This is a genomic window from Sphingomonas sp. PP-CE-1A-559 (genome assembly GCF_004340965.1).
Classification (GTDB): domain Bacteria; phylum Pseudomonadota; class Alphaproteobacteria; order Sphingomonadales; family Sphingomonadaceae; genus Sphingomonas.
The window spans coordinates 531,363-555,084 of the sequence record NZ_SLYA01000002.1; the positions used below are offsets into that span (position 1 = coordinate 531,363).

Annotated in this window: 23 protein-coding genes; 5 read left to right on the forward strand and 18 right to left on the reverse strand. The window is 57.0% G+C overall.

The features are described 5' to 3' along the window. Window positions 1-19 precede the first annotated feature (19 nt). From C8J42_RS07945 to C8J42_RS08015, 15 genes are all read right to left on the reverse strand, one after another. Window positions 20-3,217: a DUF1983 domain-containing protein gene (locus C8J42_RS07945; RefSeq protein WP_133019554.1), complete on the reverse strand. Its 3,198-nt coding sequence runs from the start codon at window positions 3,215-3,217 to the stop codon at window positions 20-22. A gap of 233 nt (window positions 3,218-3,450) precedes the next feature. Then, window positions 3,451-4,071, reverse strand: a complete 621-nt coding sequence (locus C8J42_RS07950; RefSeq protein WP_207897086.1) for a hypothetical protein — start codon at window positions 4,069-4,071, stop codon at window positions 3,451-3,453. A 134-nt stretch (window positions 4,072-4,205) separates the two neighbouring features. Then, a complete protein-coding gene (locus C8J42_RS07955) occupies window positions 4,206-4,481 on the reverse strand; it encodes a hypothetical protein (protein ID WP_165895453.1) in 276 nt (91 codons plus the stop codon). 98 nt (window positions 4,482-4,579) lie between these two features. Then, window positions 4,580-9,085 carry a phage tail tape measure protein gene (locus tag C8J42_RS07960; protein WP_133019557.1) on the reverse strand — a complete coding sequence of 1,502 codons (4,506 nt, stop codon included), beginning with the start codon at window positions 9,083-9,085 and terminating at the stop codon, window positions 4,580-4,582. 369 nt (window positions 9,086-9,454) lie between these two features. Continuing rightward, window positions 9,455-9,886 (reverse strand): hypothetical protein, encoded by a 432-nt coding sequence (locus C8J42_RS07965; protein WP_055877778.1) that lies wholly within the window; start codon window positions 9,884-9,886, stop codon window positions 9,455-9,457. Window positions 9,887-10,015: 129 nt separating this feature from the next. Next, the gene (locus tag C8J42_RS07970) at window positions 10,016-10,927 is read right to left on the reverse strand and encodes a phage tail tube protein (RefSeq protein ID WP_133019558.1); all 912 of its coding nucleotides are present in this window, start codon (window positions 10,925-10,927) and stop codon (window positions 10,016-10,018) included. 78 nt (window positions 10,928-11,005) lie between these two features. Then, window positions 11,006-11,401 carry a hypothetical protein gene (locus C8J42_RS07975; protein ID WP_133019559.1) on the reverse strand — a complete coding sequence of 132 codons (396 nt, stop codon included), beginning with the start codon at window positions 11,399-11,401 and terminating at the stop codon, window positions 11,006-11,008. Continuing rightward, window positions 11,401-11,709, reverse strand: coding sequence for a hypothetical protein (locus C8J42_RS07980; RefSeq protein ID WP_133019560.1), 309 nt, complete (start codon window positions 11,707-11,709; stop codon window positions 11,401-11,403). The genes C8J42_RS07975 and C8J42_RS07980 overlap by 1 nt, the downstream gene beginning before the upstream one ends. Next, on the reverse strand, window positions 11,709-12,065 hold the full coding sequence (locus C8J42_RS07985) for a hypothetical protein (RefSeq protein ID WP_133019561.1): 357 nt from the start codon (window positions 12,063-12,065) through the stop codon (window positions 11,709-11,711). Before C8J42_RS07985 ends, C8J42_RS07980 begins: the two co-directional genes overlap by 1 nt. Then, window positions 12,062-12,424, reverse strand: a complete 363-nt coding sequence (locus tag C8J42_RS07990; RefSeq protein ID WP_133019562.1) for a hypothetical protein — start codon at window positions 12,422-12,424, stop codon at window positions 12,062-12,064. Before C8J42_RS07990 ends, C8J42_RS07985 begins: the two co-directional genes overlap by 4 nt. 96 nt (window positions 12,425-12,520) lie before the next feature. Beyond that, a complete protein-coding gene (locus C8J42_RS07995) occupies window positions 12,521-13,477 on the reverse strand; it encodes a hypothetical protein (RefSeq protein WP_133019563.1) in 957 nt (318 codons plus the stop codon). Between the two features lie 131 nt (window positions 13,478-13,608). Continuing rightward, window positions 13,609-14,238, reverse strand: a complete 630-nt coding sequence (locus tag C8J42_RS08000; protein WP_133019564.1) for a hypothetical protein — start codon at window positions 14,236-14,238, stop codon at window positions 13,609-13,611. Window positions 14,239-14,298: 60 nt separating this feature from the next. Beyond that, window positions 14,299-15,375 (reverse strand): minor capsid protein, encoded by a 1,077-nt coding sequence (locus C8J42_RS08005; RefSeq protein ID WP_243644192.1) that lies wholly within the window; start codon window positions 15,373-15,375, stop codon window positions 14,299-14,301. A 3-nt stretch (window positions 15,376-15,378) separates the two neighbouring features. Further along, a complete protein-coding gene (locus C8J42_RS08010) occupies window positions 15,379-16,761 on the reverse strand; it encodes a DUF4055 domain-containing protein (RefSeq protein ID WP_133019565.1) in 1,383 nt (460 codons plus the stop codon). Window positions 16,762-16,781: 20 nt separating this feature from the next. Further along, window positions 16,782-18,158, reverse strand: a complete 1,377-nt coding sequence (locus C8J42_RS08015) for a phage terminase large subunit (protein ID WP_133019566.1) — start codon at window positions 18,156-18,158, stop codon at window positions 16,782-16,784. Window positions 18,159-18,286: 128 nt separating this feature from the next. Between C8J42_RS08015 and C8J42_RS08020 the strand changes: the two genes are divergently transcribed. From C8J42_RS08020 to C8J42_RS08030, 3 genes are read left to right on the forward strand one after another with little or no spacing between them, the layout of a single operon-like run. After that, window positions 18,287-19,000, forward strand: a complete 714-nt coding sequence (locus tag C8J42_RS08020; protein WP_133019567.1) for a hypothetical protein — start codon at window positions 18,287-18,289, stop codon at window positions 18,998-19,000. Between the two features lie 15 nt (window positions 19,001-19,015). Then, a complete protein-coding gene (locus C8J42_RS08025) occupies window positions 19,016-19,711 on the forward strand; it encodes a hypothetical protein (RefSeq protein WP_165895454.1) in 696 nt (231 codons plus the stop codon). Beyond that, a complete protein-coding gene (locus C8J42_RS08030; protein WP_133019569.1) occupies window positions 19,711-20,256 on the forward strand; it encodes a hypothetical protein in 546 nt (181 codons plus the stop codon). Before C8J42_RS08025 ends, C8J42_RS08030 begins: the two co-directional genes overlap by 1 nt. Here C8J42_RS08030 and C8J42_RS08035 read toward each other — a convergent pair. Both C8J42_RS08035 and C8J42_RS08040 read right to left on the reverse strand, forming a co-directional pair. Beyond that, on the reverse strand, window positions 20,253-20,567 hold the full coding sequence (locus tag C8J42_RS08035; protein WP_165895455.1) for a hypothetical protein: 315 nt from the start codon (window positions 20,565-20,567) through the stop codon (window positions 20,253-20,255). The genes C8J42_RS08030 and C8J42_RS08035 overlap by 4 nt on opposite strands. Window positions 20,568-20,615: 48 nt before the next feature. Continuing rightward, a complete protein-coding gene (locus C8J42_RS08040) occupies window positions 20,616-21,269 on the reverse strand; it encodes a DUF4145 domain-containing protein (protein WP_165895456.1) in 654 nt (217 codons plus the stop codon). 403 nt (window positions 21,270-21,672) lie between these two features. Here C8J42_RS08040 and C8J42_RS08045 point away from each other — a divergent pair, with 403 nt between their 5' ends. After that, window positions 21,673-22,326: a recombinase family protein gene (locus C8J42_RS08045; protein WP_165895457.1), complete on the forward strand. Its 654-nt coding sequence runs from the start codon at window positions 21,673-21,675 to the stop codon at window positions 22,324-22,326. On the opposite strand, the gene C8J42_RS08050 is transcribed toward C8J42_RS08045, so the two are convergent. After that, complete coding sequence (locus C8J42_RS08050; protein WP_133019572.1) at window positions 22,319-22,912, reverse strand: hypothetical protein; 594 nt, start codon at window positions 22,910-22,912, stop codon at window positions 22,319-22,321. The two genes, C8J42_RS08045 and C8J42_RS08050, sit on opposite strands and share 8 nt — an antisense overlap. A 50-nt stretch (window positions 22,913-22,962) precedes the next feature. Between C8J42_RS08050 and C8J42_RS08055 the strand changes: the two genes are divergently transcribed. After that, entirely contained in the window at window positions 22,963-23,661 is a 699-nt protein-coding gene (locus tag C8J42_RS08055) for a hypothetical protein (protein WP_133019573.1), read from the forward strand. Window positions 23,662-23,722: the final 61 nt, after the last annotated feature.

The window sequence follows — 23,722 nt, forward strand, 5'->3', positions numbered from 1 at the left end:
ACTATTTAATCGGACCAGCTTATCGTCCGACCGCGAACCAGTCGAAGCCGTCGATGTTCTGAGCCGCCGAACGAGCCGCCTGCGTTGCGACTGAGGCCCCGTACTGGCTGGGTTGTCCGATGATCTGAATCCATAGGTCGCGTTCGTTGTTGAACGTGTTGAGGTACGGAGTCGCGGAGAACGAGAGGCAAACGTTGGGGAACGCCATCGGAAACGAGATAGTGAACACGGCTTCGCTTCGAATACTCTGGCGGTACCTGCCCCACTGGAAGATAATGCCACCGGGCATCATCTGGTATCCGGCATTTGGATCAAGGATTGCTTGCTTGTTGATGAACTCGAAGTCGATGGCACCGGCTTTGATGTTATCGGCACGGACGTTGGGCATGTAGACGCCCTGAGCATCGGCCTGGAAGACCGGCATCGTTCCAGCGCCCGGTACATTGATTTGGAAAGCATCCGCGTTGAACACGACGGCGGATTTGCCGTTGCTAGAAGCCAGCCCCATACCTGCGACCGCAACCACGCCGTTGGATTCGCTCTGTACCTTCAAAACATACTGGGCACCGATGCCGTCTACCTTGTTGGCGTAGGTGGTAAACGACTGCTCAAGAGACGCGCCGTTTACGTTATCCAGTCGCGCTTTGAGGTTGAGTGTTTCCTGTGCGCGTGCGCCGTTGTTATCGACTTCCGCTTTGTCGATGCGTTGAACTGCCGCTTCCAGATTGTAGATGTTGCCGCCGGGCTGGACCAAACCCGTGATGGAAGCCGATAGTGCGTCGGAGCGAAGTGCCTGGGCGTAATCGCCATCAATGACCGCCTGACGGGTATCGCGGATCGCGCCCTCGGTGGCGGTCTTCACGTCGCCAACTTCCTTCGTGATCCTGCCACCCAGCGTCGAGATATCTGCCGCAACGATGGCGTCGCCAGCCTGATACAGCCGCTTCACGTCCTTGATCTGAGCATCACGGATGGTGGCCTCACCGGCCACGCCAGCCGCGATGCGGGCGCTGAGTTCACTGATTTTCTCAATGCGGATTGTGCCGTCTTCGTTGAGAATCAGGGTTTCGAGATTGCGAACAGATCGCTCGTTGCGATCAAACAGGTCCTTGCTGGTTGTGAGGCTTTGCGCGCCATAATCCAACGTGACCTTGGCGATGTCGTCGATAGGCTTCTGGAGGATCTGGGTTAGGCGGGCTGCGGTAAAATTGGCCGTCGTGGCATCGGCAGCGGCCTTGGCTGCGTCTGCTGCTACCTTGGCGGCATCTGCTGCCAGCTTCGCCGCTGCCGCATCTGCTGCCGCCTTGTCGGCGTTCGTGTTCGCAGCATCAGCCGCAACGCGTGTCTTCGTATAAATGGCGTTGAGGAGGTTCTGACGCTCGGTGAAATAGCGTGTCCAGGCGGCATTGAACGCCGCACGATCAAGGGCCGTGTCCTGCGTGCTGTCGTTGTACGCAGGGTTCAGGGCGTTGAGGTACGAGACCAGGGCGTCGTAGGCATCGCTGTATGTCGTCCGTTCAACGGAAAGGCTGAACTCCGCACCCTTGTTAAGCAATCCCATCCGCTCGGCGGTCGCGTTGGCAAACCGCAAAACCACATCAGCCTTCTCGCTGCGATCGAGAATGCCGTCTGCTTCAATGGCCGTAAGACGAAGCTTGGCAGCTACGGCGTCAGCAGCGGCCTGATCGGCTGCGGTCTTGGCGTTTGTGGCATCCAGTGCGGCTTTGGCTGCGTCAGCTTTGGCTTGGTCCGTGTCGGACAGCAATTGGACGACAGGGCGACCGCCCACGTTCGTACCAACAGGGGCGCCAACGGTCGCATTGTCGGCGGGCTTCCCTTCGCCCGTTACGCCGCCCCAAGAAGCCGTGACGGATGCCCGACCAGCCAATGCGTTGAGCAGGTTTTGCTTGGCCAGCCAGTAATCCCTCCAGCGAGCATCGAAGGCCGCGCGATCGATCGGCGTATCGAGGGTGGTGTTGGTGTAGCTGGGTGCCAGGCCGTCCAGGTGATTTTTCAGATTGGCGAACGCGTCAGAGAGGATGGCGCGTTCAAACCGCACGTCCACATTGGTGCTCTGGTTCTGGAGGCCCGTTTGCTGCGCGCTTTCGGCAGAAAAGGTTTGAACTAGCTGGACCTTTTCAGATCGATCCAAAATCCCATCGTTAACAATTGCGTCTAGACGATCCTTCGCCACCTTGCTGTCGTCGCGTACCTGCTGCGCCAGTTCCAAGGCGGCAGCGGTTTGCGCAGCGGCGGCAATCTGCGCATCGCTGATCTGAGCAAGTGCGGGGCTGACTTCGCCTTCGCTGTGGACGTTCCAGCAGCGGCGGTATCCAACGCTCGCCTTGTAAACGGGGCCATTGGCGTTGAGTTCTTTCATGCTGCGTACAAGCGGGAACGTGCTGCGATCGTCGTTCAGGACGATCGCAGTTTGTGGCGCATAATAATCGCCTACCTGCCAAATGCCTGTGCCGTCCGCGTAGATGTAGCCACCGGCCTGGAACACCATGTTGCGAACAGTGTCCAACACCTCCGCTTGATCGGTGAGATAGAGGCTCCAGTTGGTACCGGAGAAGATGGACAGGTTGCCAATATTGGCCGGTTGAATACCCGCAACGCCTAGCATGACGCGTGCGATGGTCGCCACGTCGGTATTGCCAACGACAACATCGGCGCTGATTTTTTCGCGAGGAGCGCCGCCGATACGAAACATGCCTTGCGCCAGGCAGGTAGCATACTCCGCTGGCAGAAGGGTTAGGGCCGCGAGTGTGTCATAGCTGGCAACGTCGCCCTTGAACTTGGCAGAGTCGAATGCCTGCGCGAACTCGTAAACGTAAGGAATGGCTGAAACGGGACCGTAGCCGTGAACTTGATAAATGTACTTCGCGCCATCAACGAGTACGGGGGCGACGGTTTCGCAGGTACCAAAGGCGCGGGGCTTGAGCGTGCCCTTCATGGAAACCATGCCGTCGGCACCACCAGTGCCGCCATAAGTCAGGTTCAGGAGAGGTACCGTTAGGCTGCTCTCGGGACCGAGGAGCGCGATAGTCGCTTTGTTACCAGTGCGGTCTAGGCTACTGACGTTGCCTTCAAACTGCTGGGTATAGCTGACAAAAGGCTGACCTTCTTCACCAACGAAAATGCGAGCAGCCGCGCCGCTCCATTCGTATTCACCCCAAGTCTCGTTGCCAAAGTCCTTGTTCAGCCAGAACTCCACGCTGCCCCAACTGGTGTCGATGGGGCTTAGAACGCCGTCTCGACCGAAGTTACGGCTTCGCGTGTGACGCTTTGTGATACAGGGGAGCCACGGGACGCCGTTAAGTTGTGTAGTGGCCGATCCCGATGCGGTACCGCAAAGGCGAACAGTAGTGGGAACGCCGTTCAGTAGCGGCGAGACTTCAAGTAGAATGGTCCTCATGCGTGTATTTACACGTGGAGGACTCGGACTTATCACACCTGGAGGATGTTCAAGTCCACCAGCAGCAAGTCACTACTCCGGTAGCTGCCCTTGGCGCTTGACGTTATCCGCCCCATGATCGCTTGGTTTTGGAGAAATGCCGGGTCTGTTTCGGGCACGAATAAGAAATCGCGCGTCTTGCCAACTCCACGGAGGAAGGGATACCAGATAGTCCAGTAATCAGTTTCCTTTACGTTGCTGATAGTTGCTTTCCAACTATCCCGCACTCGGAACTCGTCAAAGACCGTCGAGCCCAAGATATCCTCAGACTGCGATTGATCCTCCAAGCCATGCTCGCAGCCAATATCCACGCCATCGCAAACCACTTTCTTGCCCACGACAAGCCGCTGAACCTCGACATATCCGACAGGATTGCCAGTGCTCGTAATATCGATGCGGACGAATGCTGGCGTAACCGCGCTGGCAAGCTGGATCAGTGTTGTCGCACCCCGATTGGGAGCCGTGCCCGACCAAGCGGAAACCGTTACATCGAATACCGGGCTGGTCATTGCCGCTGCGCTGCTACCGCGAACGCGCACGGTATCCGTGCTGCGGAGATTTGATCCCGCAAGAGCGATAAGGTCGATCGGTGCGCCCGACGTTGCTAGTGTCACGTACACCGTCGAAAGCCCGTTGGAGCGCCATACAACCCCTGGGAAGGGCGTAAGGGCGTTGGATGCGGGAGCGGTAGTCTGCTCGTTTGAGGCGTTCACGCTGAAGCTCTGCGGGGCGCATAGGACGGTTGCCATTAGCCGCGCACCTGAATGGTCGTTGTGTTCTTCTCGTAATCTTCAACGATCGAGAAGGCTTTAACCGTGTAATTGGCAAGGCGGCGGCTGTTGAGAACGAAAGCTGGGGGGCCACCCTGGATCGCGTTTGTGGGTAGGGTTCCCTCAAACTCGACTTCGAAGGCGCGAGGCTTCACGTTGTCAGCAAGGATGTTGTTGGCGATGCGTGTGGCATTTGCCTGATCCAAGTTGGTATCCAGTGTGACTTCGCGGGCAGTAGCATTGCGTGCTTTCACTGCGGTGGCTACCACAGTGGCGCGTCGATACTCCTGCCTAACGAAAGCGGCGTGGTCAGTGTCAAATTGAGTTGGCATGTTTGTATTTAAGCCTCCCTTTAGTAAGCCACGGCCAAGCGACCGTTGTACGCGTACACTCCGTTACCGCTCTTGAGATCACGGATGCTGTCGCGCATTTCGGTCATAATCTCTACTTGCTGAGCCGCGTAGTCGTTGGCTACGCCCTGTAGGCTTGCCAGCGTATCGGTCTGCGCAGTGATGGCGCTTGTGGGGTCGGCAAGTGAGTTACCGCTTGCGGAGTTGATGGCGTTGGTAACAGCCGTGATTGCGCTGGTCGTGACATCGCGGACTTGTCCAACGATTTTCTGGTAGTCCATGCTGTTGGTGCCATAGACCGACTGAGCGTTGGACATGATCTTGTCGATCAGCGAGCCATACTCGCCTTGATCGACCGTCTTGCCCGCTGCTAGATCACCCTGGTACTTTTTTAGCTGATCCATTTCCCCCGTAAGCTGAGTTAGGGCTGTGAAGCCACCAGTAGACCCGTTGAGGTCGTCCAGGATGGAACGGAAGTTGGCCGTCTGCTCCTTGAGCAACTGCTTCATCTTCTCCGTCTTGTATTGCTCCAGCTTGGCAACGTCGGTCGAGGTCGCGCCATACTTCTTCATCTGCGTGATGAGTTCGTTGACTGGGTCGATAACCTCGCGAACGCTAGCACCCATTGGGTCAAGCATACCATCAAGTTCGCTGTTGATATCTTTTACGGCGTTCATCAACGACACTGCGAACTCCGCGCCCGCATCTTTGAGTGCTTTGCTGATAAAGCCAGCGATGCCCGTGATTGCGCCATCCTGGATTGCGTTCTGGATCGCGTATGCGATAGCTTCCTCTGCGCCATCCTTGCCAAAGTCGTGAAGGCCGTTCTGTGCTGCGCCCTTGAACTTGAGCTTGCCGCTGTAGGCATCGTCACGAACGCGCCACTTGCCGTCATACTGGCCGATGGCAACAGAGAAGCTACCAACTGCGCCGCCTAGCTTCGCCGCGATGTCGGCAAGTCCAGCTTGTACGCTACCTGCTGCGCCGCTGGCATTGTCCTTCATGGACGACTTGTTGCCCGTGACGCTGACGCTCGATGCTGAACCACCAGTGATCGAAGCTGTACCGTACTTGGGCTTGTACAACATGCTGCTGATGAGACCGCCCACAGCGGATGCCGCTGCCGCAATCAAAGGGTTGCCCGTGAGTCCGCCGATAGCGCCGCCGATTTTTGCGCCAGTTTCGCTGCCCTTGAGGCCCAGTGCTTTTCCAAGCTGGCCGATCTTCTCGCCAATTTGAAGGCCAGCCATCGCACCACCTACAGCGGTGCCAATGCCCTTGAGCGCGCCGCCGCCTGCTGCTGGATCAAATGACTTCTTCAAGTCGCCCAGGGGATTGCCCAAGTTCTTGAGACCCTTGCCCACGTCGAGCATGGAAGCGTTGCCGTTCTTGAACCCTTCGCCCAGCTTGCTGCTGAACGACGTAAACATCTGCGATAGACCGCTTGTGCCGTTTGCGTTGCCCTGAATGCTCTTAATGGCCTGACTAAAGCCATTAAGCACTTCACCCATAGCGCCACCGAACAAGTCGGCAAGTTCGCTGATACCGGCAGTCATGTCGTCAACGAACTTGTTGGCAACAGTGCGGGTGGCTTTGGTCATGCCAAGCGCGTGAGCGCGCTCAACGTCGGCGCTCAGTCGCTTCTGCGACTCCGCGTCCAATCCGCTAGCAGCAACAGCGGCTTTGGCGCTGGCATAGTTGGCATTCTCTTTGTTGATCGCGCCTACCTGTGCCGCGTAGCTACTATCACCGGTATAGTTGGCAACCACCTCAAGCGGACGGTTCCTAATCTCAACAGCGGCAGCATCGAACCCGGCGATGATGCTGTCAACGATTGTCTTGGTTACGTTCTGGCCAAGTGCGTCCTTCAAGCCACCCTTTGCGTATGCCTCCACAACTGCGAGACGTTCCTTTTCAAGCTGCGCCATGTCAGTTTGCGAGGCAAAGGCAGTGCTGTATCGCTTGGCAATGTCGTTGGCCTGCTTGAGTAGTTCGTTGCGCTTCTCTCGCTGGACGTTGGTACGAACTACCGCCTCGTAGTTCTTCAACTCTGCCTGATAGGCGGCATCCTGGAGGTTCACGCCCGCGTTGAGAGCGGCCAGCTTCCTACTGTCCAGCGCATCCTGAACCGCTACCTCTTCATCAGATAGACCGATTGCCCGCTGTTGAAGAAGCAGGTTTTTGTTGGTGAGTTCGAAAGCGCTTTGCTTGAGGTCCGTGACAGCCTTGGCATTGGCAAGATCGATGACGGCAGTATCCACGCGCTGCTTCTCGGCAGCGCTAAGGTCTCGAGCCAGCAACTTTTGAAGTTCCTGTTCCTTGGTAATCTTCTGCTGCTCGATACCGAAGAGTTTTGCGGCATAAACCTCGTCGTTCAGCTTCTGCCAGAACTCCGTTTCCTGCTTGAGACGGCGGGCAGCTTCATCAGCGCCCTTGTCCTTTTTGCTATCGGGCTTGTCGGCAAATGGCTTGTCGGTGGCAACGGGCTTGGGAAGGAAACTTTCTTCCTTGCTTCCCTGCGCGGCAGCTAGAGCGGCCTGCGCCGCGCGAACGTCACCCATTGCGCGGTTACGTGCTGCGACGACCACTTCCTGACGAGGAGCCCACAGCTTATTCCAGCCGCGCTGTACCTGCGATCCGATAGCGCCAGCGCGTTCACCGATGCTGGCATTGGGATCTGTTACGGTGCGCTGATCGCGAGCCTGTGCGCGACCAAAGCCACGGTCCGTTAGATCGTTGACCTCGCGGAAAGTACCCAGGCTTTTTGTAAGCTGGAGGCGAGCGGTTTGAACGGCAGCGGCCTTTGCTGCCGCTGCCATGTTCCAAAGCTGCTCCGCTGCCTTGCCAGCCTGTCCACCGAACGTGCTGACACCGCGCGCTGCCTGGAGGGATTGGACGTTGGTATTGCTGGCCTGAGATGCCGTATTGCCTGCTGATGCGGCCAGTCGCTCAATCTCGGCGTTGGCGCTGCTGGAATTGCTGGCGAGGGTATAGATTCCATAGGCAGCGGCGCCGATCGCGATACCCAGGGGGCCACCGAACATGCTGAGTAGGCCGGAGAAGCCTGCGCTCATTGTAGCCGTGCTAGCAGCAAGGACGCCCTGCGCCGCCGCCATCGAGGCAAAGCGCATTGCTGCCGTCGCCGCCAACGTGGTGATGGCCTGAACAGCCGCCGTACCCCAGATCGCTACCATGCGAAGAGACAGCGGAATGACTGCTACCTCGATAAGCGTAACGATGGTGCCGAGATTGTCGGCTAGGAATTTGAATGCGGGAGCCGCGAACGTGGAAGCCGTGCTGCCAAGCTTGACCAGCTCTGCGTTAGCCGATGCCGTGACACGCGCCCATTGCGCTGCTGGCGAGCCCTCCAGCATCTTGTCGACTGCCGCTTTAGTCGCACCGGCCTTGGTGGCCATGTGATCCATTGTTGCGGCAAATTCGTTGCCCTTGTTGGAGGTAAGGGCCAGCGCGGGAACGAGCGCTTCAACGCCGCCAAGCAAAACAGCCATTTTGCTGGTGCTGCCGCCGGTCTTGTCGGCCATATCCTGTAGGACGCCACGAAGGCCCTTGGCCTGTAGCGCAGCCACGTTGAATTCCAGCCCCAGTCCCTTTGCTGCCTTCTTGGCTTCGTCGCTGGGCTTGGTGATCGCGGAGAGAATGGCTCGGACGCCGGTTACGCTCTCGCTGGTGTTGATGCCGCCTTTAGTGAGAACAGCCAGCGCACCGGCCACCTCATCGAAGCTCACGCCCATCGTTGCGGCCAACGGGGCTACCTTGCCGACTTCGCTGGAAAGCTTCTCGATCGTCGTCTTACCGTCGCGGGCGCTGATGAACATGGCGTCGCTGGCAGCGGCAGCGGTCAGACCCTTGCCCGCGTAGCTGTTTAGGATGCTCGTTAGACCGTCGGCAGCGACACCCACTTTGGTGATGCCGCCAACAGCCAGGCCATTGGACGCATTGAGGATGTCGAGGGCTTGCGATGCGCTGTCCGCGCCAGCCGAAATAATGTCATAGGCTGCTTCAGCCTGATCGACCGGCATGCCGCCGAACACGGCACTCTGCGCGAGAATGCCGTCGCTCAACTCCTTCATGTTGAACTTGCTGGTGTTTACGTTGGTGCTGATCTTGGCGAGAACGTCAGCGTATTTGTTCGCAGCGCTGGTGGCCTGGACCATAGCGCCAACGGCAACGGTAATGGCTGCGCCGGCGGCTGCGGCCTTGGTGCTGATGCCACCAAGACGGTCAGCCATCGTACCGAGAATTGGGATCGTACCAGCGGCACGCTGGCGAATGTCATCGATCGATCGAGAGAGGAGGTTGCCCTGTCCAGCGGCGCGACCCATGCCACCGGCTGCGCGGTTGATGCTGTTGTTGTAATTGTCGTTGGCCGCACGCCCGCTAGCAGCGGATCGAGTGAGACCGTTGAGTTCCTGATTGAGACGACGGACGTTGGCTTCACCACCGGACGTGTTTACATCAATACGAATGGTTGCCGTTGCGTCAGCCACGAAATACACCTCCTAAATTATAGTGTATTTACTCGTGGAAGGGGCTGACCTCTCAGCCAGCCGCATTGTTCCGGTCTGCTATTTGTTTGAGGAAGTGATGATCCAGGCAACGGATCACATAGACGAAGATGTCTGTTTCAATTCTCGTCAGTTCATCCCGTCGCGCGTATGCTTCAATGATGCTTACGGGGATCGGTGCTGGTCCCATTGCGTAATGTCGTTCACTCGATAGCTCGTTGAAGGCATCATAATGATATTGGTATTCGAGCTTGGGTGCGTTCGCGACTATCTTGGCGGCGTAAGGATTTCCCGTAGCCGCGTCAGCGATCAGGCTGGGTCCATCCCCGTTCGCCCAATCGCTGTAGCTGATTAGTTTCCCAATACTTCGGCCTTGTCCTCTGCCTGGAAGTTCAGCGGGTCCATGCTCTCGGCCAGTAGCTTGCCAAACACGAACTTGCCCTTTTCGTGGGAAAAGTAGGCCAGCGCAGCTTCCTTGCTGAAAGGCACTTCCTCGCCGCCCGACGTGATACCCGACCAACCAAGCAGAACGGCTTCAACGAAAATCTCCCGCGCGATGCGCTCGTTCAGTTCGTTGTCGTCAGGCTTGAGGCGCAGGTCCTTCATGTGCTTGCGGCGAACACGCTCGGTGACGAGCTTAACGCGGCGGTTTTCTTGCGAGTACAGAGCGCAGGTAAACTTGCCCATCACACTGCCGTTCTCGGCATAAACATCAAACTCGCGGCCTTCGTCGGCTAGTTCAGCGTCGTAACGCTCTACAAAATCAAACTCGAACTGAGACATACTTGCGGTCCTCCTATTTCCTTGACCGCAACTATTTATTGATACGACTATGGCGTGAGACGGTAAGGTCTCACGCCATGCCAAGCTGCGGGTGAAATAGGAGGAGGACCGAGCAGCCTAACTCTGAGATTAAAGCTGGGTGATAACGACGTCCGAAGCTGCCGTGTTGTCGTAACCAGCAGTACCCGTGATCGTCACGTATGCCGAACCGTTGTTCTGCTCATCCTTGGGGATATCGAAGAACATAGTCGGGCAGGAGAACGACCAGCCCGCACCGGTTGTGCCGAGGTTGAAGCTGAACGCCTGTGCCAGACCGGTGAGGTTCTGGTCCAGCGCGAGGCTGTCCCTGTATGCCTTGATCGTTACCTTGATCTCACGCGCACCATTGTAGCCGAACGCTAGACCGGTGGTGCTGCCGAGGACGGGCGACTGGGTACGATCAGCACTAATCTGGAAGCTGAGTTCCGAGAACGATACCGTCTGACCCGCGACGTTGATGCTGACGACATCGCTGCCCTCATACTCGCCCGGACCAACGTATGCGGTTGGTACAACTGCCAGAGCGTTGTCGGTGGCACCGACGATCTGATCGATACCCATCACGTCGAAATCGAAGTTCACAACATCGTTGGCCTTGGCATCAATGGTTAGGCCCTTAACGACGCAACCGACATTGGTCTTGACCTGATCGCTGGCCAGCTTGTGGATGATCGAAAAGCTCTTGTCCGTGGTACCGGCCTTGAGAACCTTCGAAGCGAATGCGGAACGGAGCAAACCCTCCATCAGCATGTTGGGAACGACGCCGTAATAGCCGCGCATGTTCAGTGCGCCCGAAACAGCCCTCATACCACGCTGGCTACCGTTGCCTGCGTTGTTTGGACGCTTGGTGTTGCTCTTGATCGATGTCGCTTCGGCGACCAGTAGGTTCTGGTCAGTGCTTAGTGGAAGTTCACTCATCGTGGCAGAAGCCGTTGGCGTGGTGCCAAACACGGTTTCGGGAACAATCTTGTGAGTGATGTCTGCGGAAAATACTCGTGCCATCTGGCTCTCCTAATTAATCGGGTGAGCCGAAAGCTGGCCCCGCAGTATTTACGCGAGGCATCATGTTTTTAGCGGATTTTAGGGGCGGCGGTAGCTTTCCCAGAACACTTTACAGTTGATCTGGTAGCAGTCATCCTGCCGCGGCTTGCTGGATTCCATCTTGTAAACTCGGAGGCAGTGATCTGGACTGCGCCAGCGGCGGAATAGCGCAAGGAACTGGTCGCGCAACGCATCCGCGTCGTCGGTCCATGTTTCCTTTGGTGCGATAATCTGGAACACAGCCGTGCCAAGCTGGTGGTGCGTATTGTCCGATTGTACGAGTTCGCTCGAACCGGGCTCAATCACCCATCGGCAGTAAATGCGCGTGCTATCCACTGCCTCGTCAGGCTGGTTCTCAACCAAAACCTGAAACGCCTCGACATCTATGTTGGCAGAAAAGCGCTCATTCAGCGCAGCTTCGTCTAGTGCCAGCATTAGTTGCCTCCCAACTTTGTTGCGGCTTCCACCACGTTGTCCAACCAACCCTGCGGTGCCTGCTTGGAGTGACCTTCAAGCAAGTATGGTCCATACGGAGTTGTGTTGGTGATGCTGCCGCTTGCGAACGGCTTTTCGGGCACGTTGGCTTCCCAGTTGCCGCGAAACTCACTGGTATCAACAGGCGAGCCCTCGACTGCGCCACGATGTACGTCCAGGACGATCTTACTTTTTACTTCCTGTACCTTGTCCTCCATGACTTTGGTGATAAGGCCGCGCTTGTTGAGGAGGTCGCTTAGATCGATCATCAAGATACCTCGGCTTCAAAGTAGATTGCTTGGCCTTGCGGTGCGATCTTCGTGACCTTGCCAATGCGGTAGATGCTGTCGCCGATGGTAAGCGTGTCGCCTGAAACGGGCTGAACCAGCATGATGGCGACGGACTGCGCGGTGCGTTGCCCCTCGTTGTTGCCAGCCGTCTCGGGATCAACAATCACAGCTATGGTGTTGATCGTTTCCACCGCTTCTTTGGTACGCGATGCCTTGCCGAATTTCTGCGCAGCTAGAGGCGCGTCCGCGATGCCCGATCGCGTGACCGTCGCGGACGTGCCGAACTCGTCTAGCAACTCCCGCGCCGCCGGGAGAAGTTCGTCGCGGGCGTTCATAGGAACAGGACGCCGCTGTAGATACCACCGCCGCCCGCTCCCGCGCGTACCAGCAGCGGTGCGAGCATTTCGGTAATCCGGGGATAGAGATCGTTGGACGCCTCAAAATACTCGGCAATCGTCTTGAGGTTGCCTAGCTGTTTCTCCGTGCGCTTGACGGCTGGTGCGCTTCGCAACGCCGGGGCGGGATTGTCCAGGAGGTCGATGGCGATGAGCAGGGTTGCGAGGTTCAACGTATCTTGCTCGGCCGGGGTGAGCGTTGGTCGCAACCTATAGGTGCGAATATAATCGGACGCGTTGACGAGTGCTTGCGCGCGATCGTCGCCGGTCCAATCCGTGAAGCCGCGCAGGGCGGCCATGCTGTCTGCTAGTTCCAAGTCCATGCGACTATTTATTGACGACGAACCCCGACGCATTGCTGCGCCGGGGTGTCAGTTGCCGAAGGCAAACCGGGATTAAACGGTTGGCTTTGGCTTTAGGATTACCAGAGGAACCTTCTTGGAGTCGGTTGCCAGCGTGTAAGCACCAGCCTTGTTCAAGTCCGCAAAGGTAGGACCGCCCTTGCTGGTGAACGAACCCGTGAAGTCGAAGCCCATTGGGTGGATGATCTGCTTCCAGCGGAACCAGACAGTATCCTGACCCGAACCGTGACCTGCGCTCTCGTCGCTTTCGACGGCAACTGGCTTACGGCTCTGAGGAGCAACGCTGTAGTGGAACAGGCCATCGCCCATACCAACGATACGGTCGCCAAAGCGGTCGTCTTCGATGATGTTAAGGCCAGCGATACGACCAAACTCGGTGATCTGCTCGCTGCCAGCGGTGTAGGTGATGAGGTTGGCAAGCTGGAGAACCAGACGGTTGCCCGAACTCATACCAACAGACTTAACTACGCCGCGATTGTCGCCCTTAGCAGCCTGAACCGCCTTGAGAATCTGGGGAAGATCGAAGCCAGCATCCATCGTCTTGACGAGCTTCTTGGTCTCAGCGTCGGTGGACTTGGTAATGCCGTCCAGTACCGAAAAGAACAGAGCCACTTCATCATTGTTGCGGTAGTTCGCGATACGCGCGGAAAGAGCCGCGATTGGGTCCATGCCAGCGAAGTCCTGAACCAAGTTCATGCCCGACACGCCGACATTGCGGTGCTGACGAACTGCGCCCCACAGCTTGGTGTCCATCTTCAGTGGAACAGCGTGGTCCTGGGGGTCGTCATTGGAGACGTTGCTTTCGACGTACTGTAGGTCGTTCCAAGCTTCCACTTCTGTGCGGATGCCAGCGCCGTCGTTGAGCGTTGCCGCGATAGCTGGGCTGCTGGTCATCACGCCAGCGGTACGGAAAGGATTGGTTCCTGCGTTGTACGCTTCATCGATAGCGCCCCAGACAAGGCTAGGGTTTAGCTTCTTGAAGTCGTCCAACGTAAGAACGTGGGCGCGATCATATGCCATAAATTAATTTCTCCACTTGTGGTACCATCCGGTCCGTAAGTGGAGCCGGGCGACGCATCCGTGGTCGCCCAGTATTTATATGGCCCGCTCTACTTGCCCCCTTAAACTGAGGTCTTGAGGTTTGGCCTACCTACCGCATCTGCGATTGCGTTTGCTTCTGCTGGATTCTCCAACTGAATCTTGGCAAACTCTGTGAAGTTGAAGTTCTCTTTGGTCATGCGCGGAGCTTTCGTGCCGTCATGGCCTGTGGCTGCGCCACCGCCATTGTCGGGAGCGCGGACGTATCCATGTCCTTCGCCCTTGTTGCCAAAGTAGGTCTTGGCGAAGTCATCGACGCTCTTGCCGTCAATCAGGGGCTCGCCGTCATCGTTGAACTGGACATCGCCGCGCAGTGCTTTGCTGAGAATGGGGGTGTGCTTGGCGTCCACGTTCGCGCCGTTCAGGGCTTTGAGAATGAGAGTGTCAGCACGCTCGTTGCGGCGAGTGGTTTCCAACTTGTCCGCACGTTCCTTTTCCGCCGTTAGTGCCTTTTCGGCGTCAACTGCCCGCTTGTTTGCCTTGTCCAGATCGGACAGAGTTGCGGAGTTAGCGGTTTCGATTGCGGCTTCTGCTGCCTCTGCGCGCGTAAGTGCGTCGCGCTTTTCCTTGACCAGCTTGTCCTTGTTGGAATTGACAGCGGTCAGTTCGCCGGAAAGTCGTGCGACTTCGGCGGTTAGTTCTTCTAGGGTCATGTTTTTCTCCAGTGGCCGACTGGGCCATCAGGGAAGCAGGACTGCCGCTTCCGGCAGTATTTATTGGAGTATGTCTCCATGAACCTTTTTTAGTTCGTCCAAGGTAAGAACCGTGCCGTCACCGCTTATGAAGTCTCGCAAGTCAAGTTTGCCAGTTCGGAACAACTCTGCGCGTGTCTTACCCAGCACCTTGTTCTGAGTTGCGCCGTCCTTTCCACGTAGCCAATCGCTAAACTTGCTACCTCCGGCTACCTGTCCGTCCATACTCGCGCGCTTGGCTTCTGGTAGCTCGTCGGCATCAATTCCAAGTTCGCGGAACGACTTCGTGACGGCCACGCTGATTGAGCGGCAGCGCAAATGGCGTGGCGGTATAGGGCCTTGTCCGATCGGATGAACACTGCCGTCCAAGCCCGCACAGGTGTGAGTGGTTCGAATGTCCAGGGTGGCTAGAAACTGCCATCCCTTCACGACATTGCTTGATGCCTTCCACGTTTCCTGCGCCGTCACGTTGGAGACATGATTGACGGCAGTGCGAACGATGGATTGAGCGCTGCGTCGGCTGATATTCAGAACGCCGTCGCTGTACCGCGCCGCTTTGCTTCCACGAATGCGGCGCACGATTTGATCGGTTGTCTCACCAGCCCTCATGCCTTCGCGGACCGCTGCGCTCATGCGCTTGACGCGACCGGCTTCCATATCGCTCAGGTATTCAGAGAGGATGCGACCCTCGAAAGGTTCACTGGAGACGATTGCGCTCAACCGCTTGGCCGAAGGGCCAACGATCGCCACGTCCACGGGAACAGCCATGGCAAGGCTCTGACGTTGGAACGAGGCTTCATTGCCTCCAAACTGCTCCAGCTCGTCCACAAGGGCGATTGAGAGATCGGCATACGCGGCGGTGTTGAGGTCGCCCACCTGACCGAGAAGCGTTTCCAGCCGCTTCCTAGCTGCTGCGCTCATGCCGACGCCGCGCTCCTCGATCTGCGCGAGGCCAGCAGCGAATTTTTCCACGATCGCGGCATCGCCACGATTGAGCAAGCGCACCATGCGATCCGCAAGGCCAGTGCCGTATTGGTTGAGCGCGAGGGCGTGACGGATTGCGCGGTCACGCAGGACGCTGTTGACGTTCTGCGCCACGGCTTAAATCTCGGCAGTCGGACGGTCGATATTGTCCTGATCGATACGAGCGCGCTCCTCGTCGGGAAGTAGGCTGGCGTTGACTACGCCCTTGTCCCTGCGTTCTAGGAACCATGTATCCCAGGACGTTACACCCGCCTGGAGTTCCGCCAACGCGACCGTGCGCTCCTGCGCGGTCATACCACCCATCTTGTAATCGGTGTTGAGGGTGAAAACCGCCTTGCTGCCGTCCATCCACCAGGAACACCAGGACAGGGCATCGCTGATGCGACGTGCGTAAACCAGCGCTAGGCTCGCAACTGCGCTATCCTCACCAGCACCGCGCCGAGCCGACTGAGTATCGCTTTCTGGCGCTTTGTTTCGCTCGCTGGCAATGAGGTTGCCACCCACTTTGGCCATCTGCTCTTGGAAGTCGTCTCGCGTCTTCATGAGGCCATCCATTGTGTGGCCCTCTGGTTCCAGAAAGCCCCACTTGGCAGTTGGCTCTTCCAAAACTACGACACCACCGGCACCAATGTAGAGGTTGGGCGGAATGTCCTGGCCGTCATCATCCTTCTGTAGCTTGATGCCCGAGAACACGGGGACAACGCCACTGGCGAACATCTGGATATTCGCGATACGAGCGCTAACTTTATAGTGATCCAAGTTGAGTTCGGCGAGGTCTTTAAGTTCGCTTTCCTGTGGCCAGGACTTTGTGTTGTCGCTGACGACCGTAAACGGGATGGAGGTCAGCCTCTGACCGTCCTTGCGAGGTTCGCGAACTTCCGTGATCTCGAAACCAAGACCGTCCTTCTTCTCCCACACGCGCTGGACGTAAATGCCATTGACCATCACGAGTTCGAGAATGCGGTCTTCACGTTCGCGTAGTACCACGCGCTCGAAGGTACGGAGAGGTCCCTTGATCCCATAATCAATCCAAAGAATGCTCTCCAGGGGAAAGAGGTGAATGAAAGGACGGTAGTTGAGCCGAAGCGCGTTCGCAGCGTTGAGGCTTACACCCTCCGGTGCCTCGGGGTGGTCAGCTAGTAGGCCGGTGAAGTTGGTTTGAAAGGTCTCCCAAATGACCTCTTCCGCCAGATCGCGAACGCTGTCTGCGTTGCGCGTGATCACATCCTTGATGGGCTCCAACACCGGCGCATTAAGCACCACGTTCTTGGCCGTCATCAGGCCTCGCTTGGCTTGCGCAGTACGGGACGTGGCGGGAAAGAAGCTGGTGTACTGGAGAAGCCGATCGTACTCCTCGACAGGTTGCGCAGTGCGACTATGCGGAAGGTACTCCGTTCGCTTGCGCTTGATCGTGCGGGCACCTGCCATCACGTCACGAATGAGTTGAACGTCCGCGTGCTTGACAGCGAGCTTGGGGTGAATGTCTTCGATATTAGGCATCCACTATTTATTGGACGCCCTTACCAGAGGTTCGTTGCGATCTTGAACATCTTGCCCGTGTTGGGTTGATCGCCGTTCAAGTCCAGGATGGCCGTGATGGCATAAACGAGTGCGTCAACGCGGTCGGGCGAACTACCCTTGCGATCCACCACAGCTTCGAAGTCGAACATCTGCTGTTCCAGCGTCTTCAACTTGTCCGTTTCGTTGCCATCATGGATAACCCGGCCTTTGGTGTACTGAATGGAAACTGGCTCGGCGCGGCTGACTTTGCCCTTGCTGGCATGGACTGCCACGCAGGGCAGGTTGCGCCGAATACCCTGTAGGGTACTCTCGACCATGAGACCGCCCTGGTTCTTTTCGTAAACGATGCTGTCGGCTTCCCAGTCGTCATAAGCCTGAACCGTTGCTGCGGCCCACACATCTGGAACGCCACGAACGCTATAATCGGCCAGCACGACCGCTCGACCATCCTTGAGCCTGCCCACGACAACGATACCGGCCTCATCGCTTTTGTCGTGCCCCGTGGTCGTGGGGTCGAGTGCCACGACGATGCGGACAATCTCGTTGCGGTCGATGATCTCGCGCTTGATCTTATTGGGGTGGAAGAGGGCGTTGGGATTGTCGTCACGCCACTCACCGAGAATGAACGTACTCATCGCTCCCGGCATACCGTCGAAGCTGTCGTACAAGCCTTCCAGGTAGCCAGCAGCTTGGTTCTCCAAGTTGCCTTCGGGGTCCATCTTGATTTCACGCCAGCGATCGGGTCGCTTGTGCGGAAGTCCGCTGGCAGGATTTTTGAGGAACTTGAATGCCAGCGCATCCCAGTCGCTGTTGAGTTGCGGGTTACAATCAAAGAGCAACTTGGGCTTGATCATCAGCGGCTTGCCGTCACGGAGGACTGGCGAACCGTCTTCATTCAGCATGGGTGTGGAGTGGTTGAGCGAGGACTCCAGAACGGTGATACTTTCGTAATCCCGTACCTCGTTACATTCGTTGAGCCAGATCGTTGCGAACTCGCTGCCTCGCAAACGCGATGTGCGGTTTTCGTCCAGGCCACGAAAGTAGATCACACTGCCATTGTGGAAGGTGATCGTGCTGTCTTGCTTGTTGATCGTTACATCATCGCGCTCAAGGTATCCCGGCCATGCCAAGTCCATGACTTCAATGAATGTGCCTTGGAACAGCAACTGGCGGCAGGTATTGAGTGTGTTGCGGAATACGCCATGCTTGCTGCGCGGGTACATTAAGGCACGACCCGCGACCGCGAAGGACCACGCTACACTCTTGCCGCTACGGCGACCGCCACGCGCCAGAAAGCGATCCGCTCCACATGTTTTGAGCAGGTCGATGGCTTGAAGTTGACTGGCAGTGGGTTTGAAATTGTTTAGCTGTTTCACCCAGTAATTAGCTGGATGAGCAGTAGCCGGTTGATGTAAGCGCGGATTAAGGATTTAATGAACGCTAAAATCGGACAGGGGGGATGATAATGACGGCACGTTGCCAACCCAAGCGGGGAGTGGTGAGCATGGGGGCAAAGAGCCTATCGTTCGCCGCATTGGTTGGCTTTGGTGTGAGCGGGCTGGCTGGGTGCGGAAAAGCGACTGATCAAGTCACCGAGAACAGGTCTGATTTGCCGTCGGCTGCGCTGCCGGCGAAGCCCGTCCTGAATGTTGCGCCACGCGCGCTAGACAAGCATCGGGTCGAATTTACGATCACCACAAACATGCCGCTGCCAATTCAGGTCGCCACATCGGTAGATCTAGTCGGTCAGAAAGGTCAGGATGTTTACATCGGCTATCAGGGCGAACACGTTACGTTGAACAAGCCGAGTACCGTGGTGATCCTCGACACTGCGCTAGCTGACAAGCCTCTTCCGGCTGCTGATTACGAGGCGTCCGTGAATTTTTATCCGAAGTGGGGTGCCGAAGGCAACGCGCTGGCTGCTAGCGCTCCGCCGCTGGAAGCCAAGGTAGTGTTCAAGCTAGACGGTAGCGGCGGAACGGCCAAAAACGCCACGCTGCTTAGGGAGAGGCAAAAGTGGGTGATGCTCAATGTCATCGCGCGCACCCCTTGGGACAAGGCCGATTTTGAGAGGCGGCTTGGGAAGGCCGAGAAACGTCATTCTGACATGTCCCATCTTCATGACGCCTATTATTTCCCTGGTGCGGACATGACGCTGATCGTGAACCGGTTGAAGAACGAGGTTACGGTCTGGCGCTTGGGCCAAGAAACAAAGTAAGTGGTCGAAAAATCGATGGCGAAGCGCCCTGACTTACCAAAGCGCCTGGCGGCGAGGATTCGGGGTGCCCAAGAAAAGGTCCGCCAAGCTCGGCTTGACGTTATGGCCCGAGAACATAACCGCGCTTCGTCACAAAAGTGGGTGGACGAATTCGACGCCGATCCCGCCGCGTTCGCTGCGCGCCATTACCGCGGCCACGACGTACTGTCCTACCCAGTTCAGACGACGATCGAACGAGCAAGAGAGAAGCTGGAGTATTACGAGCGTAAGGACGGCGCAAAAGAAGCCTTCCTTGATGAGGCGTGCGCAAACCTCATTGCGGTCGAGAAGGAAGTTCTACAAGAGGTGGCCGCAATGCGTGCGACAGCTGGTCGAGTACCTTGGCCGCGTGATCTTCCCTCGTTCAAAGCTTATCGCAAGGAGGAAGCTGCTCAAGCGAGACGCGACGAGGAGCAGTCCCGCCGTGAGCATGAACGATGGGAAGCGGAGGAGGCCGTCAGGGAGCGCGCGCACGAGGCGCAGATGGCAATCGAGGAGGAATTAGAGGTTGCGGAGTATCGTAGGCAGTTCGCGTTGCTTCCTCCAGAGGTACAAGCCGAAGAGAAACGTAAATCAGATTGGCTCCTCGAAAAGATGCGCTCTCATGAAATTAATCCGTTGGATGTCGTGTTAGGCTTGATGAAACAATCTGCCGAAAACAAGAAATCGTGATGTCGCAGATTTCTATTGATACGCCTGTTTGGGTGATTCCAGCGGCCAAGCTAGTTGGGCCGATACTGCTGTCCAGCTTCGTCGGTGCCTTCGCGGGCCTTTGGAGCTTTCGTCAGCAAGGTAAGGAACGCCTTCGTGCTGCCGTGACGTGGCAGTGGACGCATGGGTATCACGGAGAGACCGAGGAGCCGTTCCTCACCGTCCAGAATTCATCGAACGTACCAGCTTATCTGGTGAAGGCCCGATTTCTGCGTGGCAATTTCTTAAAACGTGAAGCCTTTGGTTACGCATTCGATTACGTCGAGGTGACGGACGGTAGCTATCCAATGGAACTGAAGGCCGCGAGCGTAAGCACCTTTCCCCTCGCCAAGTACCGCGCCGACAAGATTGCGGAAGGGGCGGGTATGACGACCCGTTTTCTAGGTCGCCTGAAACGGCCCTACATCTGGTTGGAGCTCAAGACGATAGGAGGCAGTCGCATTGTGATCGCAGCCAACGATGCGACATCGTTTGAAAAGCGACCAAAATGGCTCGGGAAGGGTTAGCGGTTTGGCATTTCCAGGCCAAGCGCCTGTTCGATCTGCGCTTGGGTGTGGGTACCTGACTGCTTGATGCCAAAAGCAACGATCAAGAGGGGCAGGGGGCCAGGCGCTTTAGCGAGGGCAGGGAAGTTGGCCTTTAGTCCGTCTTCGAACGGTACGAAGAACGAGCCGATGCGATCTACTAACGGCACGTCCGCCCTCATGGGCAGCGCGCGGCAGAAGTAAAGCCAGCGGTCCGCCGCGAAGTCGATAGCGTCGTCCATCACCGCGATAGCTGCGTCTGCGGGAGACGGCTTTTTCTTGAATGGCCACATACGGTCTAGGCTAAATGCGAGTCAAAGAGCTGTCTAGCATAACACGCATCAGGGGGTGGGCTTCACGGGTCCCTTGTGATTGTTAATTGCCTTGACCTTGGCCATGATGTCGGCGGTTGTGGTGTCGTAAAGGTTATTCAGGACCAATTCGACCATATCAAACGCATCGAAAACGTCATCGCGGGTTAGACCGCCCGCGTGGCTTCCACTGTTGCCCAGCCACTTTACAGCTAGCAATATCTCGGCATTTTTCGGGTCCTTTAATTCAAATTCCTTGATACGACTGTCCAGCGTTTTGAATGCCCCCGGCGCAGACTTGGTTACGCCATGCTCGTCCATAAGATGCTCCACCGCTTGGCGCACTTGGTTCGCAGCACCTTCGGCGCTCTGCCAAATTAGACCTGCGGCCTCGCGAAGAGCAGCTTTTACCAGATCGGGGGTGTCAGAGGCGGGCCTGATGGGAAGGGGCGCGGGCAGAAGTGCCAGCGGCCTAAAAACCTCGCCGTAGGTTTGGCTCCATTGTCCATAAGCATCTTGTTCATGCTGCTCCTGGACATACTTGTTGCCCAGTATGGCAACTAGCTCGCCGCAGTTTTCGAAATTACACTCAAGGATGCCCGCAAAACGCCGCTCGATCCATTCGGGGTCCCAGGACGGATCGTCTTGAGCAGTTTTACTCGGACCTGTTTCCTTGTTGAGCAAGGAGTCTTTGTTCGACTTTAGATGTCCCTTGCCACACGTTGGACAAGGCCAATCTGGCAAAGTGTCGAAGGATACGGCGTAAAGTGAGCGTTCTACTGTCATGCCGCACGATACCTCAGTTTCGATGCGGTTGAAGAAAAATCTGGACGAGACTGGATCCTGAAATGGTGAAAATCCATTTCTAGCCCCACACCCACCCTCCACAGGGGCGAGGGTATATACCCCCTGGGTCTGGGCAGGGTCATGCCGCCCCGCAGACGCCCACACAGGGTCAAAGCGCCCCATCAGCATACCTGCTGCTTCTGCGCCAATGAGACGTCGTAATGAGCCCCATTGAGTGGTCGTACATCTGTGGCAGCGGCTTTACGCATTGAAGCAACGGGCAATGCTTCAAGGTGTAAAGATGAACTTCGTCGCATACTATCGGGTCAGCACTGCCAAACAGGGAGCAAGTGGCCTGGGATTGGAAGCCCAGCAGTGCGCCGTGCTGCGCTACCTCGCTGGTGTCGAGCCAATCGCATCGTACACAGAAGTGGAAAGCGGGAAGCGCAACGATCGCCAGCAGCTACAAGCGGCACTGGCCTACTCCAAGCTTACCGGAGCCACGCTCGTCGTTGCGAAGCTGGACCGACTTAGCCGCAACGCGGCCTTCCTCAATACGCTTATGGATAGCGGACAATCCGTTGTGTTCGCGGACATGCCGCACGCCGATCGACTAACAGTAGGGATGATGGCGCAGTTGGCGCAGTGGGAGAGGGAGGTCATCAGCAAGCGCACCAAAGAAGCTCTCACAGCAGCCCGAGCCCGTGGACGCATCCTTGGGGGTGATCGGGGCAACTTGCCCGCAGTGAGCGCCGTTGGGCGTCAGAGAAGCATGGCAGTACGTGGGGCGAGGGCGGTGGACCGGCGCGCTGCGCTAATGCCCCATGTGGAAGCTGCCCGAGTAGCCGGGGCATCAACACTCCAAGCAATAGCCGACCACCTTAACGCCCTCCACATAACGACAGCACGGGGCGGCACTTGGTATCCAGCAAGTATCGCTCGCTTGCTCAAATAGTAGGATCGCTGCCATCGGTTAGCTGTCCATCTACGACGTTGGAGAAGAACCAGTCTGGCATGACGGGCGTTTGTACGCGCAACGTCTGCTCCACCTCCTGCTTGTCGCGGAACCTCTTGTTGAGCTTGCCCAAGCGCCAACGGATATGACCGGCCCTTGCTTCATCGCGGCGGAAGTCCCCCGTACTCGTCGGGCCACCAGCCAGCATATCGTCCACGATGTCATCCAGAACACGGGCATGCCATTCGTAAGCGTCGTTGATGGCTTCAAGCAATGAGGGGTCGCCCTTACACCATGCCTGTATGGTGCTGTAGCCGGGCATGTGGTCGTCCTGGCATACCGCGACCATCGTTTCCCCGCTGGCGATCCGCTGTAACAATTCCTCTTCGATCTGGGCGTTGCGCTTTGTGGGCTGGCCGGGGCGGCTGCGTGTCACACTGGCGATGAGGTTCGTTACCTTGGGCGCTAGAGCAACCTGTGCCTGATTAGGGTTGGTTTTCGCAGGGGTGCCCGTAGCCGCTTTTGGCGGCATAATAACGGTGGAAAGCGTGGATACGGTCTGAGTTGTCTGTGTTTTCTTGGCCATGCCTATATTTAATCGGTAAGGTGGCAAGCGGTGGGCACAAAGGGGCAAGCATGAAGATCGTCTGGAAAGCGTTGTTGTGGTCCATCCCAGTCGTGATTTCCATATTCGCATTAGTCGTGGCAACCAGTTACCCTACCGCTCAAGCCAACACTGAGAGCTGGTCGCCCTTCTTTGCCGCCATCCCCGTCGGCCTTGGTAACTTCCTCAGCAAGCGGCTCGTCCTATTCCTTCTAACCGCCGTGGTGTTTGGATTCCTGAGCTATCGCATTACCCGATGGACATTCGAACGTCGCATTGCTGCTGCGTATCAACGGGGACTCGACGAAGCCAAGCCCAGCGAAAGCATACTGGGTTCCGTCATTGAAAATGCGCAGCCCTCGGAGCGTAAGAGCCTCAACCCTCCCTCCATTGATCAGTTGGCCTATGCCATTCGTCAGACCGTTGATGCGTTAGTAGAGCCCGGCATACTGGATAACGATACCGTCTCGGCCAACATGATCCTGGTCAAAGCCGAGCATCCTGTTTGGCACATCCTTTCCAACTACAATGTGCGCAAAAGCTTTATCAGTGTAGTTGAAAAGGCGCACGAGGCACGTGAGCTGGCTGGAAACTCAGCCGTGCCACTTATAGGCGACTACAAGCCCGCTGTTCGAGAGCATCATGTGGTATCGCTGAAAAACTGCTCCAATAAACTTCTGGAACTGCTCTATAGCCCAGATAGCATTATGAAAATGCGCCGGGTCGTGTGATATCGATAAGCGGAGGGCAAGTCCCTTCGTCTGGTATCTGCCGCCAGCTTTCCCTTCTGAC